Source organism: Paenibacillus sp. J22R67 (assembly GCF_059692175.1).
This window is the reverse complement of sequence record NZ_JCAUAX010000008.1, coordinates 280,731-298,698: the sequence shown is the minus strand read 5'-3', so window position 1 is coordinate 298,698 and position 17,968 is coordinate 280,731. Positions and strand designations below refer to the sequence as shown.

General features: G+C 44.0%; 20 protein-coding genes. 18 read left to right on the top strand and 2 right to left on the bottom strand.

Going from position 1 to position 17,968, the window contains the following annotated elements; translation table 11 throughout:
* Positions 1–70 precede the first annotated feature (70 nt).
* The 13 genes from AC58VC_RS27125 (at position 71) to AC58VC_RS27065 (ending at position 10,795) form a co-directional block, all read left to right on the top strand.
* Positions 71–907 (top strand): thermonuclease family protein, encoded by an 837-nt coding sequence (locus tag AC58VC_RS27125; protein ID WP_497373225.1) that lies wholly within the window; start codon positions 71–73, stop codon positions 905–907.
* Positions 908–1,029: 122 nt separating this feature from the next.
* Entirely contained in the window at positions 1,030–1,866 is an 837-nt protein-coding gene (locus AC58VC_RS27120) for a class I fructose-bisphosphate aldolase (RefSeq protein WP_497373223.1), read from the top strand.
* A 27-nt stretch (positions 1,867–1,893) separates the two neighbouring features.
* Complete coding sequence (locus AC58VC_RS27115) at positions 1,894–3,051, top strand: Gfo/Idh/MocA family protein (RefSeq protein ID WP_497373221.1); 1,158 nt, start codon at positions 1,894–1,896, stop codon at positions 3,049–3,051.
* Between the two features lie 2 nt (positions 3,052–3,053).
* On the top strand, positions 3,054–4,274 hold the full coding sequence (locus AC58VC_RS27110) for a carbohydrate kinase family protein (RefSeq protein ID WP_497373219.1): 1,221 nt from the start codon (positions 3,054–3,056) through the stop codon (positions 4,272–4,274).
* A 3-nt stretch (positions 4,275–4,277) separates the two neighbouring features.
* Entirely contained in the window at positions 4,278–4,829 is a 552-nt protein-coding gene (locus AC58VC_RS27105; RefSeq protein WP_497373217.1) for a D-lyxose/D-mannose family sugar isomerase, read from the top strand.
* 23 nt (positions 4,830–4,852) lie between these two features.
* Positions 4,853–5,608, top strand: coding sequence for a DeoR/GlpR family DNA-binding transcription regulator (locus tag AC58VC_RS27100; RefSeq protein ID WP_497373215.1), 756 nt, complete (start codon positions 4,853–4,855; stop codon positions 5,606–5,608).
* Positions 5,609–5,719: 111 nt separating this feature from the next.
* On the top strand, positions 5,720–6,637 hold the full coding sequence (locus AC58VC_RS27095; RefSeq protein ID WP_497373213.1) for an aldo/keto reductase: 918 nt from the start codon (positions 5,720–5,722) through the stop codon (positions 6,635–6,637).
* A 296-nt stretch (positions 6,638–6,933) separates the two neighbouring features.
* The gene (locus AC58VC_RS27090) at positions 6,934–7,485 is read left to right on the top strand and encodes an ATP-binding protein (RefSeq protein ID WP_497373211.1); all 552 of its coding nucleotides are present in this window, start codon (positions 6,934–6,936) and stop codon (positions 7,483–7,485) included.
* Between the two features lie 54 nt (positions 7,486–7,539).
* Positions 7,540–8,172, top strand: coding sequence for a DUF2306 domain-containing protein (locus AC58VC_RS27085; RefSeq protein WP_497373209.1), 633 nt, complete (start codon positions 7,540–7,542; stop codon positions 8,170–8,172).
* 31 nt (positions 8,173–8,203) lie between these two features.
* Positions 8,204–8,764, top strand: a complete 561-nt coding sequence (locus tag AC58VC_RS27080; RefSeq protein WP_497373207.1) for a TetR/AcrR family transcriptional regulator — start codon at positions 8,204–8,206, stop codon at positions 8,762–8,764.
* Positions 8,765–9,085: 321 nt separating this feature from the next.
* Positions 9,086–9,382 carry an EthD family reductase gene (locus AC58VC_RS27075; protein WP_497373316.1) on the top strand — a complete coding sequence of 99 codons (297 nt, stop codon included), beginning with the start codon at positions 9,086–9,088 and terminating at the stop codon, positions 9,380–9,382.
* Positions 9,383–9,436: 54 nt separating this feature from the next.
* Positions 9,437–10,189: an SDR family NAD(P)-dependent oxidoreductase gene (locus AC58VC_RS27070; RefSeq protein WP_497373205.1), complete on the top strand. Its 753-nt coding sequence runs from the start codon at positions 9,437–9,439 to the stop codon at positions 10,187–10,189.
* A gap of 123 nt (positions 10,190–10,312) precedes the next feature.
* On the top strand, positions 10,313–10,795 hold the full coding sequence (locus AC58VC_RS27065) for a CcdC protein domain-containing protein (RefSeq protein WP_497373203.1): 483 nt from the start codon (positions 10,313–10,315) through the stop codon (positions 10,793–10,795).
* Positions 10,796–10,852: 57 nt separating this feature from the next.
* Here the strand turns inward: AC58VC_RS27065 and AC58VC_RS27060 are convergent, their stop codons facing one another.
* Positions 10,853–11,728 (bottom strand): phosphotransferase family protein, encoded by an 876-nt coding sequence (locus AC58VC_RS27060; protein WP_497373201.1) that lies wholly within the window; start codon positions 11,726–11,728, stop codon positions 10,853–10,855.
* A gap of 145 nt (positions 11,729–11,873) precedes the next feature.
* Here AC58VC_RS27060 and AC58VC_RS27055 point away from each other — a divergent pair, with 145 nt between their 5' ends.
* Positions 11,874–13,064 (top strand): MFS transporter, encoded by a 1,191-nt coding sequence (locus AC58VC_RS27055; RefSeq protein ID WP_497373199.1) that lies wholly within the window; start codon positions 11,874–11,876, stop codon positions 13,062–13,064.
* Positions 13,065–13,104: 40 nt separating this feature from the next.
* Here the strand turns inward: AC58VC_RS27055 and AC58VC_RS27050 are convergent, their stop codons facing one another.
* Positions 13,105–14,010 (bottom strand): LysR substrate-binding domain-containing protein, encoded by a 906-nt coding sequence (locus AC58VC_RS27050; protein WP_497373197.1) that lies wholly within the window; start codon positions 14,008–14,010, stop codon positions 13,105–13,107.
* A gap of 129 nt (positions 14,011–14,139) precedes the next feature.
* Between AC58VC_RS27050 and AC58VC_RS27045 the strand changes: the two genes are divergently transcribed.
* The 4 genes from AC58VC_RS27045 (at position 14,140) to AC58VC_RS27030 (ending at position 17,910) form a co-directional block, all read left to right on the top strand.
* Complete coding sequence (locus AC58VC_RS27045; RefSeq protein WP_497373195.1) at positions 14,140–14,808, top strand: O-methyltransferase; 669 nt, start codon at positions 14,140–14,142, stop codon at positions 14,806–14,808.
* Between the two features lie 143 nt (positions 14,809–14,951).
* Positions 14,952–15,851, top strand: coding sequence for a DMT family transporter (locus AC58VC_RS27040; RefSeq protein ID WP_497373193.1), 900 nt, complete (start codon positions 14,952–14,954; stop codon positions 15,849–15,851).
* Positions 15,852–16,481: 630 nt separating this feature from the next.
* The gene (locus tag AC58VC_RS27035; RefSeq protein WP_497373191.1) at positions 16,482–17,381 is read left to right on the top strand and encodes a hypothetical protein; all 900 of its coding nucleotides are present in this window, start codon (positions 16,482–16,484) and stop codon (positions 17,379–17,381) included.
* 181 nt (positions 17,382–17,562) lie between these two features.
* On the top strand, positions 17,563–17,910 hold the full coding sequence (locus tag AC58VC_RS27030) for an ArsR/SmtB family transcription factor (protein ID WP_497373186.1): 348 nt from the start codon (positions 17,563–17,565) through the stop codon (positions 17,908–17,910).
* Positions 17,911–17,968: the final 58 nt, after the last annotated feature.

The window sequence follows — 17,968 nt, the reverse complement described above, 5'->3', positions numbered from 1 at the left end:
GTATTTTCTAATCCCACTATTTGTTATAATGGCTGAGTCGTATAGATCAGTCATACTTGGAGGTCATCAAATGCTGCATGAAAAGGTTAAAAAGGTTCTTATAAGTACAATTGTTTTGGTCATTTGTATCGTTACAGGATGTTCGCAAGAAACAGCGATTCGTACCACAACCTCGCCATCACCTAGTCCTGCACCAGCGGTTACACCAGTATCAACGGTTACACCGGTACCAACGGGCAGTAAGATGATACCAGCGAAGATCGTGCGCGTAGTTGATGGGGATACTATGAAGGTGTCATTTAATGAATCGGGAAAAGTAAAAGAAGAGACAATCCGATTATTGCTGGTGGATACGCCTGAGAGTGTAGACCCGGAGAAACCTGTTCAACCGTTTGCTCTGGAAGCATCCAAGTTCGCCAAGGATACGTTAACGGATCAAGAGGTGCGTTTGGAATTAGACGTATCCGAGCGGGATAAGTACGGTAGGTTACTTTGTTATTTATACATAGGGGATAAAATGTTCAATGAAATGCTGCTCGAAAATGGGTACGCCAGAGTAGCCTATATCTACCCGCCGAATGTTAAATATGTCGATAAGTTTCGTGACATCCAGAAGGCAGCACAACTTAAAGGAGTCAACATTTGGAGTGTTGAGAATTACGCCCAAGAGGACGGGTATCACGAAAATGTTGTGAAAGCTAAAGAAAGTCCATCAGCAGCCCCAACCGCTGCAGCTACAGTTGCGCCTTCATCAACAGTGAAGCCAACAGCCACGACAGAATCGAACGTTTATTATAACAATTGCACGGAAGCCAAAGCCGCCGGCGCGTTTAATATCAAGAGAGGTCAACCAGGATATAGTTCTAAACTTGATAAAGATAACGATGGCGTTGCTTGTGAGAAGTGATGCGGTCAAGTGTCAGAACGGAAGAGGGGAGCAGCATGATGCTGCTCTTTTTTATTTCTATTAAATGTTGTAAACGAACATTTCGTGTTATAAAATAACAATAAAAGGAGTGAGTCATGAGGATGTCTTTTCTAAAACCAAGACTGAACCGTATGTTCAGCGAGCAGGGAAAATGTTTTGACGTTGCTATTGATCACGGATTTTTCAATGAAATTACGTTTTTATCCGGTATTGAAAATGTGAAGAAGGCTATTGAGACAATCGTAGAAGCAGGTCCGAATTGTATTCAGCTCAGCATCGGTCAGGCGCGGCATCTCCAATCAATACCAGGAAGCCAGAAACCTGGGCTCGTTTTGCGTGCTGATGCTGCTAATGTTTATGGAAACGTGCTACCTCATTTCTTATTCAGCGAACTCATACATAATGCGATTGAACAAGCCGTTCGGATGGATGCCGTATCCGTTTGTGTCAACTTACTGCTTTTACCCAATCAACCAGAACTTCATTACCAATGTGTGAAAAACATCTCCCTCCTCAAAACGGCGTGTGAGAAGTATGCGATGCCTTTGATGGTGGAACCGCTCGTCATGATGGCAAATGCGGAAAAGGGGGGTTATCTGGTAGATGGAGATATCAACAAAATTGTTCCTCTCGTCAGGCAGGCCGTTGAGCTGGGGGCGGATGTCATCAAAGCTGATCCATGTGACCATGTGGAGGAATACGCGCGGGTGATCGAGATTGCTTCCGGGATTCCTGTGCTTGTACGCGGAGGAGGCCGGGCAAGCGATGAAGAGATTATGACACGAACGGTTGAGCTGATGAAACAAGGAGCTTCAGGCATCGTATATGGCCGCAACGTCGTCCAACATCCGAATCCTGCAGGCATGACCCAAGCTTTGATGTCCATTGTTCACCATGGAGCAACCGCCGAACAAGCACTAGATCAGTTAAAACGCTAGATATTGTTGTCAAAGGAGAATGTCGGCATGGCCAAAACAATCATTCGTTTCGGTGTGATCGGCTGCGGACTTATGGGCAAAGAATTTGCAAGCGCCGCGGCTCGCTGGTGTCATTTGACTGAAGTTGATTTTGCCCCAAGTATCGTAGCCGTGTGTGATGCCAACCCTGCAGCAACGGCGTGGTTTCAAGAGCATGTACCCAGCGTGGAAGAAGCCTGCACGGATTATAAAGAACTACTTGCTAACCCAAGGGTAGATGCCATTTATTGCGCAGTTCCGCATAACCTGCATGCTCAAATTTATATCGATATTATCAAGTCCGGCAAACATTTATTAGGCGAAAAGCCGTTCGGCATCGATCAAGAAGCGAATGAGCGGATTCAGCAAGCCATTGCAGATAACCCGGATGTGATTGTGAGATGCTCTTCGGAATTTCCCTTTTTCCCGGGAGCTCAGCAGCTTGTGGCATGGGTAGAGACTCATAAGTTCGGTAAAATCATCGAAGTAGAGGCAGGATTTTGGCACTCCAGCGATCTGGACCCAGCGAAGCCGATTAACTGGAAGCGAAGAATCGCAACAAACGGGGAGTATGGTTGCATGGGCGATTTAGGCATGCATGTGCTGCATCTTCCGATGCGTTTTGGCTGGAAACCTCAAACCGTGAGGGCGCTGTTGTCCAACATCGTGCCTAACCGTCCAGACGGACAGGGAAATTTGGTGCCGTGCGAGACTTGGGACAATGCCATACTCGCTTGTGATGTGCGAACTGAGAGCCAGCAATTTCCAATGATGCTGTCGATGAAACGAATCGCGCCGGGCCACGCGAATACTTGGTTCATCCGCATAACAGGGACTGAATTCTCGGCCGAGTTTACGACGAAGAACCCGAAGCAGGTTGCTTATTTGCCCTATACACCTGGCGGAGTTCAAGCTTGGCATATCGTGGATGCGCCTTATAAGTCAGCGTATAGTACGATAACGGGAGGCATATTTGAATTCGGCTTCTCCGATTCTATTCTTCAGATGTGGGCTGCCTTTTGTGATGAGCTGGTACATCATCCGTCCTCCCGCCCATCTTTCCACTGCGTCACACCAGAGGAAGCGAACAGCAGTCATATTATTTTTACCGCAGCCTTGGAATCGAATCGAACAGGCCAAACGATGGCCATCGACTGGAGGAACTAATCGTGAGCGGGAGCCAAGCGGAAGTGATTGTAGCCGGACATATTTGTTTGGATATTATTCCCACGATTCATGGCAAACCTGCAAGAATGGAAACGTTGTTCGTTCCCGGCAAACTTGTGGATGTCGGCAAAGCCGTTGTCTCGACAGGAGGCGCTGTATCCAATACGGGAATTGCCCTGCATCAGCTTGGCTGCCAGGTAAGTTTGATGGGGAAAGTAGGCAAAGACTTATTTGGTGAGGCGATCCTCTCGATTCTGAACAAGTACAGTCCGACGTTAACGGAGGGCATGATTATAACTCCGGATGCAAGCAGCTCCTATACCATTGTGATTAGTCCTCCGCAGACGGATCGTATCTTTCTACATGCGACAGGGGCAAACGATTCCTATTCAGCCGATGATCTTAGGACCGAGCAGCTGCAGGGGGCTCGTTTATTTCATTTCGGTTATCCGCCGCTCATGCGCAGCATGTATAAGAACAACGGGGAAGAGCTGATCTTGTTATTAAAAAAGGTCAAGGAGCAAGGACTAACCGTATCTCTTGATTTGGCGAAACCCGACCCGGAGACGGAGGCTGGCTGTGCGGATTGGCGCACTATTTTAACCGGAGCATTGCCGTATGTGGATGTTTGTTTGCCCAGTTTTGAGGAAATTGTTTACATGCTGCATCGGGATCGGTACGAAACATGGATGAAAGTATCTAACTCGGGGGATTTGCTGACGTATGCGACAGGGGATTTCCTTTCTGAGCTTGCTGAAGAGCTGCTGGAAATGGGTGCCGCCATTGTTGGCTTGAAGTTGGGAGAACACGGCCTATACGTGCGTACCACCAAGGAAGTTAATCGTTTATCTACGATCGGACCATGTTTGCTTTCGAAGGAGCTACTAGCAAATTGGTTGGACAGCGAAATGATCGCAGCGTGTTTTCAAGTTGACGTTGTTGGTACTACAGGAGCCGGCGACTGTACAATTGCGGGTTTTATATATGGTCTATTACAAGGGTTTGAGCTTGAAAAGACGCTCCAGACGGCAGTAGGTGTCGGCGCGTTTAATGTGGAGCAGGCAGACGCTGTCAGCGGCATTCCCCATGGGAGTAAGGTATGGGAACGGATGGATAGCGGGTGGAAACAACATGAAATGAAGCTGGATCTGACAAATTGGTCAATGAACGGTCAGCAGATTTGGATTGGACCACATCATAAAATAGCCGAAGGGAGAATGTAAGCGATGAAAAAAAGTGAAATAAGTCAAGCGCAGTCGCGGGCAGCACATATTCTGAAAGAAAGCGGCATTGTGCTGACAGAGGAGGAAACTAGAAATATTGAAGTAGCTGGTTTCGGACTCGAGCAATTGGACATACAGGGGCTTGAATTAGTGACCTATATCAATACCGATCGTTATTGCGCCAAAGAACTCGTTCTTTTTCCACGGCAAACTTGTCCAGAGCATTTACATCCACCAGTAGGTGAGGATCCCGGCAAAATGGAGACGTTCCGCTGCCGCTCCGGACAGGTTTTTCTGTATGTGGAGGGCGATTCGGCGGCGGAGAGCCTGAAAGCGATAATCCCCGTAGGAAGTGAAGCTTATTATTCGGTTTTACACGAAATAGAATTGCATCCTGGTGAGCAGTACACGATAAACCCTGGGATCAAGCACTGGTTTCAAGCAGGAGATAATGGAGCGGTCATTTCGGAATTTTCCAGCACCAGTCGGGATGAGTATGATCTTTTTACAGATCCTCGCATTGTACGGACGCCGCTCATGGAAGAAGAGGAGTAGAGTAAGAATACGGAGGCTTTAACATGTACAACCAAATTAATCCGCGGCAGCAGCTTATTCTGGATCACATGGCTGTTCAAGGTGAAGTGAAAATTGCGGAATTGAAAGACATGTTCGACGTTACTGAGATGACCCTGCGCAGAGATATGGAGAAGCTAGAGCAGTGGGGGCACATCAAGCGAACGTTCGGTGGCGCGATATTCGTCGGCCATGATATTGCTTTGCATGAACGGACAGGCGTTAATCTAGAAGAGAAGAAGCGGATCGGACAGTTAGCCGCTCAGCTGATTCAGCCGGGAGACGCCATCTTCCTCGATGGAGGTTCGACAACGCTGCAGGTCGCTAGATATATACAGCCGAGATTGAATATTACGGTTGTTACGAATGCGCTCAATATAGCTGCAGAGCTGCAAGGCAAGCAGATTTCGACGATCGTTATCGGCGGCATGCTGGTGGACCAAACCTCCACATTGGTAGGACCTGTTGCCGTTGAAGCGTTGACCAAAATGGCATTCAACAAGGCTTTTATAGGAACGACCGGCGTAACAGCAAAACATGGGTATAGCAATTCCAATATGTACGAGGCAGAAATTAAGCGTCTTGTCATAAGCCAGGCAGCCGAAACTATGATGGTAATGGATCATTCGAAGTTCGGAAAACAGGATTTGTTTTCATTCGCGAGTCTGAATACCGTTAACCGTATTGTCACGGATCAGACCCCCGATCAGGAATTAAGCGAAGCGCTCAAGGAAGCAGCAGTAGAAGTAACAATAACTTAAAATTAATTAGTAACCGCAATTCTTGATAACTACTAGCCTAATGTGTGACAATGGTATTGTTACATAAATGAATGAACAGTATGGAAGCCTTGAAGGAGGATGTTTAGCACAATGAGAACGATGAAACTTGGTACAAGCAACTTAGAAGTTCCGGTTATTGCAGTAGGCTGTATGAGGATTAATTCATTGGAAAAAAATGAGGCGGAGCGCTTCGTCCAATCAGCGCTGGATGCAGGAGCCAATTTCTTTGACCATGCAGATATTTACGGTGGGGGCACTTGTGAAGAAATCTTCTCCGATGCCATTCATATGAACGATGATATTCGTGAGAAAATCATTCTGCAATCCAAATGCGGAATCCGGAAAGGTATGTTCGATTTCTCGAAAGAACATATTTTGGAATCCGTAGACAATATCCTGAAGCGCCTGAAAACCGATTATTTGGACATTCTGCTTTTGCATCGTCCAGATGCTTTAGTAGAACCGGAAGAGGTTGCCGAAGCGTTTGATCTTCTTGAAAGCTCAGGAAAAGTTAGACATTTCGGTGTTTCCAACCAAACTCCGATGCAAATTCAATTGTTGAAGAAATCGGTCAAGCAGCCGCTTGTAGCCAATCAATTGCAATTAAGCATCACGAACTCCACGATGATTTCCAATGGCATGAATGTGAATATGCTGAATGAATCCGCAGTGAACCGGGACGGCAACGTGCTTGATTATTGCAGACTGAACGACATCACCGTTCAGCCTTGGTCACCTTTCCAATACGGATTCTTCGAAGGCGTATTCCTTGGAAACGAGAAGTTCCCCGAGCTGAATCTGAAAATTGATGAGATCGCGGAAAAATACGAAGTGAGCAACACCACGATTGCCATCGCATGGCTATTACGCCACCCAGCGCGGATGCAGCCAGTTACTGGCACGATGAACATTAACCGCTTATTGGATTGCTGTAAAGCGGGCGATGTCCACTTGACACGTCAGGAATGGTATGAGATTTATCGTGCAGCAGGCAATGTGCTTCCATAAGGTTTGAAAGTTTAGACCCTCAGCTCGCTGCTGCGGGTCTTTTTTAAACTGTTTTGGCAGATTGGGGGAACTACACGCCGCTATTTCAATAAGCCTCAAATATTCCAAGTTTAAGGGGAACTACGTTCCGCTATTTTTTCAATTTCACCTGAAAAACGTGTCATGGAGGACAAATAAGAGCCTGTAGTTCCGCTTGGAGAGGAAATGGCTTATTTTATTTCAAATAGAGGACTGTAGTTCCGTAAATCCTATGCCGGATTTCTGCTAGATTTTTAGATAAGAATGGAGCTGCTTACATGAAAAGATTAGTGATAATAACGGTTGGAAAAACACATAGCGGCAAAACTACATTTGCCAAAAGTTTAGAACAACAGTTGCCCAACTCCCTAGTGATAGACCAGGATAATCATGCAGAGTTCATCAATACCTACTACAAGACCTTACTTCCCAAACAAGGACCAAACGCGATTAAGTACGCCATTACGCAAACAATCGTAAATTATGCAGTTAATCAGACAGATGTGCATCTCATTCTATGCAACTCAAACCGCTCTCGCAAAGGTCGATTGGATTTGCTTGCACATTTTCATAATCAAGGATTCGTGAGTGTCCTAGTTAATTTTGATATCCCAGATCATATCCTTCAGGCCCGAGTTGCGGATAGTCAGCGCAGTAAAGCTATATTCAGGAGTGCCTCATCTTTTGAGGAAGTACTGATTCGGCAACAGGCTGAATCTCATAAAGCTGGCATCGCTGACCCAAAAGAAGGTGAGGCAGATCATCTTTTTGTAATCAAAAATTCGGATGATGTGCAGTCCGTCATTCAGGCGATTCTCCAATTATGTTGATGTGCGAGAAATGTTACAATGTAGGAATGGACTAATTAGAGAAAGGTTATAGAAATGCTCAATAGAAAAAATGCTTATCTACTGATGTTGTTCGCCACAGTGGTATTAATTGTGTATGTTATTTACACCAACTTCGTTCTCGATACGCGAGCAACAGGATTCCTAAGCCGTAAAATTGAGCTTAAACGAGCTTTAAATGTCGCTGTCTGGCTGAAGGTGATGCACGTGCATGTCGCATTTGCTTGCTTGGCGATGATCGCGGGTGCGATGAATTTCTCATCTTTGAGCTTTAAGAAATACCGCAGGTTCCACCGCTTGAATGGCTATTTATACGTCGTATCCGTCATGATCGTTGACCTCACGTCTGGTTACATGGCGCCGTATGCAACGGGCGGGAAGACCAGCAGCGTGGCTTTTAATTTGTTAAATATCATATGGTTGTTCATGACTATCATGGCAATTGTGAAAATCAGGAAAAAGCAAGTAAACCAACATCGGAAATGGATGATCAGAAGTTACACATTCGTTTTTACGAATTTCTCCATTCATCTGCTGACTTCGTTCTTCCATAAGGGGTTAGGGTTGTCCTATGCGGACAGCTATACGATTAGTATATACAGTTCGATCATATTGCTGCTCCTGGTGGGTGAAATGGTTATTCGTACACGGCCGAAGGTGGCGGCTTGACACTTACTTACCTGTAAGTTACAATCCCTTCATGGAAAACAAAAGAACTCAAATCGTGAAGCTTGCCGTTAATCTAATTCGCGAAAAAGGTTACCTCGCGCTCGGATATGATGAAATCGCCCATCAGTTAGGAATATCTAGAGCAGCGATTCATTATCATTTTGAGAAGAAGGAGGATCTAGGAATCGCAGTAACAAGCTTGATCATGCAAGATTTAAACGAGTTAGATATGTTTTTGAAAAATTCAACATTGACAGTGACTCAGAAGATTAATCATTTCATTGTTAAGCAAGTAGAACCTTTTTCAGATAATGAAATTTGTGCGATATCATCTTTACAAGCTGATGTTGGATCTCTTCCGGATCAAATTCGTCATAAGTTACAAGAAGTAAGTCAGTTGGAACTAAATGTTATGATTCATATATTGTCAGAAGCACATACTGATAAGGCATCAGTAAACGGCGAAGAAGTTGAAGAATTAGCGGCAACTATCCTTTCTGCGATAAAAGGCGCATTGCAGTACAGACGTGTTTTAGACCGAGATCTTTACCCAAAGGTTGTTAGGCAAATCATGAAATTAATTAATAAGTAAACGTAAACACGATAATTTCCTTTTTTTTAATATATACTTACTTAAAGTAATAAGGTATTGTATGTATAGGTTCTTTGAGCCGACATAATGCCTTAATTTTTTGAATAATACTTACTTTCTTGTAAGTAAGTTGTGGGCGTCGTTGTCGGTTTCCCGATTGGAAAGAGGTGATGCTTAACAATTGATGCTGTGTTGAATTTATTGTGACTTTGTGGAAGGAAACTTACTTGCAAGTAAGTAGGAATAGGATAGATTTAGAGATAGATTTATTATCCATTAACGAGATTATTTAATAAAAAAGGAGGAGCTACAGTGGCTAAAATGATTATTATATACGAAAAGCCAAAGGATATCGCGGGATTTGAAAGGTATTATTTCGATGTCCATTTTCCACTTGGCCAAAGAATTCCTAACGTCAGAAGCGCCTCTGTTCAACGTGTCATTCATACACAAAATACGGATATGTCGTTATATTTAATTGTTGAACTAGAGTTTGACAATTTGGCTGCTCTGAATTTGGCTCTTGCAAGTCCTGAAGCACAGGCAGCAAACGAGGACGCTACAACGAACCTAATTAACTATTTGCATCATTTACCCGTAATCACGATTGTCGAGTAATACAACCTGTTTATTTTATACCTATAATTCAAATAATAAGGGAGTGTTTATCATATGAAAAAGCTTGAAGGGAAAGTTGCACTAGTTACTGGAGGAAACAGCGGGATTGGATTTGCAACTGCAAAACGCTTCGTTGAGGAAGGCGCGTATGTATACATCACGGGTCGCCGTCAGGAGCAACTCGATGCAGCAGTAAAAGAAATCGGTAAGAATGTAACAGGATTCTTAGGTGATGTATCCGACCTGGCTGAGCTTGATCGTTTGTATCAAATGATTGAGCAATCACACAGCCACATTGATGTTATCTTCGCAAATGCAGGTACTGCAGCATTCTTGCCATTGAGCGAAGTGACAGAGGAACACTACGACACAATGTTCCGTGTTAACGTAAAGGGTGTATTGTTCACCATTCAAAAGGCACTTCCACTGCTTCGCGATGGTGCCTCTATTGTATTGAATAGCTCTACATCCGGAACAACCGGAATGCCGGGTGCTAGTATATATAGCGGGACTAAGGCGGCTGTGCGAAACTTCGCAAGAAGTTGGATTCTTGACTTGAAAGACCGCAACATTCGCGTTAATGTCATTAGTCCAGGCCCCATAGAGACGAGCGGGCTGGCAGATATCGCAGGACCAGATGAGAAAGCTCGTGCAGGTTTCCTTGATTATCTAAAAACAACGGTACCAATGGGACGTATTGGTCAACCCGTTGAAATTGCTAAAGCCGCTGTATTCCTGGCATCTGACGATAGCAGCTTTGTGAATGGCATTGAGCTATTCGTAGATGGCGGTTCAGCTCAAATCTAAAGCAAGCAATTTCCACGAGAATATGACAATTGTCACCTCGAAGCGATGACTTGATTCACTTTTGAAACACCCCCTAAAAGGCGATAATGAAGACAATAAATCCTTTGAGGGAGTGTTCAAATAATGAATTCAACTGTATCGATGATGATTTCGGCTTTGATTTTCTTTTTCATCCTGCGTGGGCAATTAAGTGGTATGAGTAAACCGCTAAAAAAATCAGGAATCACTTTGCTGCTGCCAATCTTATATATTTCAACTTCATTCATGCAGTTGTTCGATCCATCGTTGCATATCCGCGAAGAGCAAGTCATTATTGCATTACTGATCGGCATGGTTGTTTCGATACCCCTGATCCTAACGACCAACTTTGAAGTGCGTGACAATGGCAACACGTTTATTAAGCGTAACAAAACGGTTTTCTTGCTGCTGATTGTGATATTTGCATTGCGTTTCCTTGTTGTAGCGACTATAAAATCAATCGATCCAAGCACACTTAGTTTTATGTGCAACCTTGTTACCTTTGGATACATCGCGACTTGGCGCATTACGAGTTACGTGAAGTTTCGAGGCGTAAGCTCTACCAAACATGCCATGATGAATGTTTAAATGTAAAGCAGCGCAACTCTTGCGCTGCTTTATTCTATTTATAAGAACGGCACTCTTTTAGATGATAATCACAGCTTTTATTTTGGATACAGCATCTTCGATTTCTGCCGGATCATAACGAAGAGCGTGTAAGAATCCGCTGATTTCTCGCAGCCCTTGATGCCTTTTGACACGATATTCGATGGTCGTATCTTCTGGAAAAGCGATTGCATATTCTCTGAGCAGCACCTTATAAAAGTCCTCTCCCATATAACTTTGTGTTGCCAAATCCTTGGCGGGATCTCCCATGTGCATCGCACTAAAGTCAATAATTCCAGTTATTTGCTCACATAATTCATCGGTTAAAATATTGGCATACCATAAATCTCCATGGCACAAAGCGATAGGATGAGTATAAAAAGCTTCATCTTCTAACGCCTCATCCCACCAAGAAGTCATTTTAAGCTGATCTTTTACTGATAAATGTTGGCTTAAAATATCTTGCGTATTTGCGCGTAACTCCCTCATATAGGCCTTGTTGTTTACTTCTTGCGGACAACTTGCCGGCAACGTAAGGACGGGTATTTGATGCAAATTGCAAATAAATTTCGCTAGCTGTTTGGCGATAACGGGCAGATTGTCTGACGAGAGTCGGTCTGGTTGAAGCGGGGTTCCCTTCATCTTTTTGTAACTCATAATTCCCGAAGGGATGATGGTCGGATCATACCTATTCGAAATAGGCAGCGGAATTTCAACATCCAGCGAAGCACGAATTTGAGGCAACAGCAGAAACTCTTTTGTATATTGATGAGCGCTTTCAACCGTTTTGGCAATCCGATAGATAGTTCCATCTTGCTGTTCAATAACGATACTCTCGAATCCTTCGCCTAGAACGGAGATGTCATTCTTGTCTATGTTCAATAGCAGCAATGCAGCATCCAGCAAGTCTTTCATACGAATTCACCCCTTTGAGCCATAGTTTAACATTCTCTGTACATCGCCTACTACCGCGTATCGCATTATGCAGGAAATCAATTTGCCGTAATCGAATGTACAGTGGACGTATATCCATGAACACTCGAGAAGGCGGCTGAAACGAATGCATATTAGTGGTCAAATGAAACGATTGCTGCTCATGAATGCAGCATCAACAGTTATTTTTAACTACATTGGTATTTTCGTCAATTTATTTATTTGGGAGAAGAACAACAATATTTCTGAGGTGGTCTGGTTCAATCTCATTATGTTTATCACCTGGACATTCGCCTTTGCGGTGGGATCCAGATTGTTAACCAGTTATACGACACGTGTGTTGATTCGTACGAATGCGGTCTGCGGTGGAGTCGTTTTTCTGCTTTTATCGGTGCTAGAGCTGGAAAATAGGCTTCTATGGATCACCATTATCGCCATTCCGATCGGCGTCATGTGGGGATTCTATGCCGCAGCGCAAAACATTACCTTGAGTGTGTACGGGAAAGGGAAGGATTTCGAGCAGTATTTTTCAATTGCCAACATCATCAATCAGGTCGTATCAATTATTAATCCGATTGCCTTTGCACTTATTATCAAATGGATCGGATACTCGGGCTCCTTTTTACTGATGTTCGTGTTTGTGGCCTTGCTACTAACGGTTTCGTTCTATATTCCTTCGATTACCCTGGCGGGTGAGTCCGAGCGATTATTTCGCGGGATTAAGTTTCGGCTCGTCTTTTCGACCAGTGCGCTACGATGGATGGTTCCGTCTCTGCTCGCGGCGGGCATATTTTTGCAATTTCAAGTGCTGTTTGCGTTGGTGTTTACCTTTTCGGTATCGGAAGATAAATTGGTCATCGCTATGCTTAATGTGCTGTATGCCTGCTTCGCCATCGGGGCTATGATGTTATATAGAAGGTTGAAGACACGTGAAGGGGTATGGCTCGCCATCGGGATGATTTTTGTGTCAGTCGGTATTCTTCTGCCGCTCTTGCCTAAGGCGCCTATCCTCATCATTTCCAATATTTTAACGACAATAGGGATGTTTTATTTTGGGACAGTTTGGAACACGAGGCAGTTCCGGATTATTGCTAAACAATCGGCCATCCAACAAGCTCGAATTTTCTTATGGCGGGAATGCTTTTTGAATGCGTCGAGAATACTTTTGCTGATACTGGCTTTATCGGTAAAAGATATTCGCGGAGGCGCGTTTATTGTATTAATTATGCTGGCGCTTGTCTGCGCGCTAATGGTCCCGTTCTTCTCAGGGAAGAGCACGGAAGCTTTCGAGCGGCAGACAGAGTTAGAGGACAATTAGCATGGATTTCTCGGCACACAATCGATGAAGTGCTCGCTGATCACAAGAACGGTTTGTTATAAGGGTTTTGACGGATCATCTGAATGAGATGGTTGGTGGAAGCAGATAAGGGTTCATTTTTACGTGTACAGATGGCGATCGTATTTGTGAGATGAATTCCTTCCACATAAACTCTGGACAGCTCTCCACGATTGACATATTCGCGTACAACCAAGGATGACACGAAGTTTGCGCCATATCCGGCAATAACGGCAGTAATAGCCTCATGCAGTCCGTTAAATTGCAAAGAAATGACGGGAATGGCTGAATGATAGGTGCGGCATAAAGACAGCAATCTCTCGCGAGTTGAGCTGCCTTCTTCGCGCATGACAAAAGGTTCTTTCATCATTTCGGACAGAGACACTTGCTGATTGGCATATTTGTGATTAGGGGCGACTACAAACCATAACTCGTCTTGAAACAATTCTTCTGTCAGAATGGTGTCCGGATATGACTCGGCTATTCCTCCATAAATCGCGATATCTACCTCTACATTTAAAAGCTGTTTCAAAGCCCCGTTGGAATTGGTCGTATTAATGATCATTTCGACTTGTTCATATTGCTGCTTAAACTTGGCTATCCAAGTGGGAATGAGGAAGTGAGCGGGTAAATAGGTCGCGGCTAACCGAATACTTCCGTTCGTGCCGTTACGATAATTGTGAGCGAATTGCTCAATTTGCTGTTCGACTGCGAAAAGTCTCTTGGCTAGTAAAGTAAGTTCTTCGCCCGCATCCGTTAGCGCAATGCCTCTTCCTTGAGGTTTAAGTAGGAGAAGCTGCAATTCCTTTTCGAACTTTTTTATCTGTGCGGTGATGGCGGGTTGGCTTATATTTAATAGTTCGGAAGCGCGTGTCACACTGCCAGTAGTCGCGACTGTATGAAATAAACGCAAGGCATGTAAATTCATTGGTAAGGCTCCCTTTACTTCAAATTTATATATTATAAGTATGATTCTATCATAAAGATATATTATTTATATGATTAGATTCGGTTTATAATGAAGCCAGAACGTAAGAAGCAAAGAGGAGTGATACCTATGAATGCAACCACCACATGGGAAAAAGTAGATCAGTATATCACAGAACGCTTGATTCCACACGACACTGTTTTGGAAAAAGCCTTGGTCGCGAACCAACAGGCCGGGCTGCCCGCTTATGATGTTTCACCTGCTCAAGGAAAGTTTTTGAACTTGTTAGCTCAAATGAAAGGTGCCAAACGGATCTTGGAGATCGGCACATTAGGCGGATATAGTACCATTTGGCTGGCGAGGGCATTGCCATCTGACGGAAAGTTAGTTACATTGGAACTAGACTCGGTTCATGCACAAGTAGCGGCGGCGAACATTTCCCACGCTCAATTGAGTGAGCTTGTCGAGCTTCGAGTAGGAGACGCTTTAGAACAATTAGCTCAGTTGGATGATGAGGGCGTAGAACCTTTTGATCTGATATTTATAGATGCCGACAAACCTAATAATCCTAATTATTTAAAATGGGCGCTGCATTTCTCTCATCCGGGGACCGTCATTATTGGAGATAATGTGATCCGTGATGGTGAGGTCATCAATGAGGGGAGTCAAGATCCCCGTGTTCAGGGAGTAAGGCAGTTTTATGATCTATTGGCAGATGAACCGAAGATTTCGGCTACGGCGATTCAGACGGTTGGCAGTAAAGGATATGATGGTTTTGTATTGGGTATTGTGAAGTGATGAAACTGGACATGGGATATCCCATGTCCGGTTTTCCTGTTCTCAGGAGGAATTAATGAAATTCGGGCGAATATCTTTGTAATGATTTGTTTGCATGATGCAACTATCAAATACGATTTAGAGTTTAAGGAGATTTTAGTGAGATGCTAGAACGCAATGTTTTATGGAAGCTTTGGGGAGTGTCGCTGTTATGGGGCTTTAATTATGTTGCAAGCGCCTATTTGCTGCGAGATTTCTCACCTATTTTTTTATCATTCGCACGGCTCGTTGTTATGTCACTTTTCTTAATATCTGTAGCAGTCATTAACAAGTCTATTAGACGTCCAACCTCACGGGAATGGGGACTTCTGCTGTTTGCCGGTATTTTTGGGACGTTATTCAACCAGTTGTTTTATTTTACTGGACTGCAGCATTCAACAGCGGGGAATGCAGCGCTCATTATTGCGCTTTCACCCATCGCTACGCTACTGTTGTCACGCCTTTTTCTGAAAGAAGAAGTCACATGGATAAAAATTTCAGGATCTGTCGTAGCTCTAGTTGGGGTTGTATGTATTGTCCTGTACGGCGGGAAGACGCTGGGAATTTCTAAAGGCGATGTGTATTTGCTGCTCGCTATGCTGGGCATGTCGATCAGTCTGTTGTTCATTCGCAAACTAACTAATGGCATGACCTCCTATGAAGTGACGATATATTCAACGGTCATTGGGACTATTCTAATGTCACCTGCCGTAGCAGTTGAAGCGCTTCAAGGACATCTTCATGCGAGCCATCATATGCTGACTTGGTTATTGCTGATCAGCGTAGCAGTCATTGGCCAAGGTTTGGCTGGCTTTTGGTGGAACCAAGGGATCGCCGTTGTCGGGCCGTCCACTAGCGCCATGTTTATGAATATCCCGCCATTTATCGCGATCATTGTAAGCTTCTTCCTGCTTGGCGACCCGATTCGATCGGCACAGATAGGCGGGGGCATTCTGATCCTGGCTGGTGTCATGATTGCCAATATGAAGCGCCGTCAGCCTCGAGAGATTGGGGCGAGGATTTAATAGTTTTCGATTTGTAAGCAAGGAAGTAGATGGGCAAACAAATGAGCAGGTAAACAAACAAGCAGGTGCCAATGCGGCATCTGCTTGTGTTTGTTTGGACCTTAATGCATCCTACGAGTGGTACTGGGAAGCAGGTTGGAAGGATTGCTTGTAATTAACGCCGATTCCTCCAGCTAATCCTTGGTATTCACCTGGTTTTTCCTATTTAACAGGAATTTCTGGCGCTAATTTGATCAAATCTAGCAGATTTCGTCCAGCAACCAACGATATAGATGGAGTTTCTACCGTTATTTCATTTCTTGCGACTGATCAGGGCAGAATAACGCCAGTTTTTCCATCTATTTCAGCTGATGGTCGTGGCTTTGGCCTTTGCTTGGCCGCGGCTGTGGCTGTGGCTTTAGCTCTGACCGTGAACGTGGGCAGGGGCATGGCTTTTGCCTTGGCTTCGGCCTTGGCTTTGGTTTTGCCGCTGCGATCCAAAGAAACTATTTCTTGGGAAATAATTCATAAATCTGTTCACGCGAAGGTAAACAGATTTCGACACTCCTATTTCGACTGTAATTGCAATTATATGAATCTAGAATACTAGTAGTAGTATTTTATCCTTGGAAATAGTGAGGAGATGGCGATATGGTAAATTTAGATTTAGAGTTGGTATACAGTCCAAAACAGGTGCATGAGCATCTCCGGGTAAGTGACTCAAGCTTACGCAAGTATGCAATGGCACTTGAAGCGAGAGGTTACAAATTTCGTAAAGAGGATAATGGCAATCGGATTTTCACACAGCATGATATCGATATCTTTGAAATCCTGAAACAACGACTAGATGCTGGTCAAAGCATGAAGACTGCGGCAAGCTCAACGATGAACCACGTTCGCAAGAACGTCCCAAGAACGCTACCCGTTCCTGTGGCGCCAGCGGCTCCTCTAGCGGGTCCTCCAGCGGTAACCGAGCGTTCTTCAGATGCTTTCAAACAGAAGTTTGAAGAGGGTTTTGCAGTACTGCTAGAAGAACGCATCAATACCGCGATGAAACCGCTCATAGATGGCGTTTCTCAGCTAAGTGGTCTTGTAGCGGATCTGACAAACCAAAATAAACAGCTGCTAAGCCAAAATCAAGAGCTAAGAACGATGCTGCCAGCTCCTCGGAACATCGAGGAAGAGAAGCGTCAACAGCGTGAGATTGTAGATGAAGTGAAGGTGCTTCATGAAAAGCAGAAGAAGCTTGAGCAGCAGCATTATGAAGAACTTAAGCGTCAAAATGAGGAAATCCAAAAACTCATTCCTCCAATGCCTGATCTCGATAAAGAGCGCAGTGAGAGAACCAATGAGTATCTCACAATTCGCAGAATCAACCTGGCATTAGAGAAGGAAGCGTACGAGCATTGGAGTCGAAAGCCGGAACATGAACGAATTAGAAAAATTGGCTTGTTCAAGAAAGAAGAAAATATTGAAGTGCGTAATCAGTTCATAAAATCCTACATGGATGAATATTTTGAAGAGCGGTTACGTCTTGAATTTGCGCAATAAGATGAGGAAGCAAGCTGATTCTGTGGGTGAGAAAGCTCATGGAATCAGCTTGCTTTCCTCTCTTTTCATCAATTTATTTTGATTTACAATTTGACCATCAAGGAAAATGATGCTAATTTAGAATTAGTAATTAATCAAAAAAAGTTGATTTTAAATAATTCCTTAAGCGGGGTGTTAATTAATGAAGAAAGAAATACCCGTAAATGAACATCTTCCAACTGCTAATGTTTCATTTAAAGCATACGAACAAAAATTCAAAGCATTAGCAGATGTAAAAAGACTGCAAATTTTATACGAACTATGTCAGCGAGGGAACACGTGTGTATGTGATTTAACCGATATCGTGGAAATGCCGCAGTCCAAACTATCCTACCATCTCAAAATATTGTTAGATGCAGGCTTAATTACAAAAGAAACCAAGGGCACTTGGAGTTATTACGAGCTGAATCCAACTGAAATAGACGCGTTACTTTCTGAGCAGCTATGCTGCATTTTTAGACCTGCAAACAAAGTTTCTGAGTGCTGTTAATGTGTGTTAAATTGGTGTAGCTATCATTTATTAAGCTTGAATTGGAGGTATCATGATT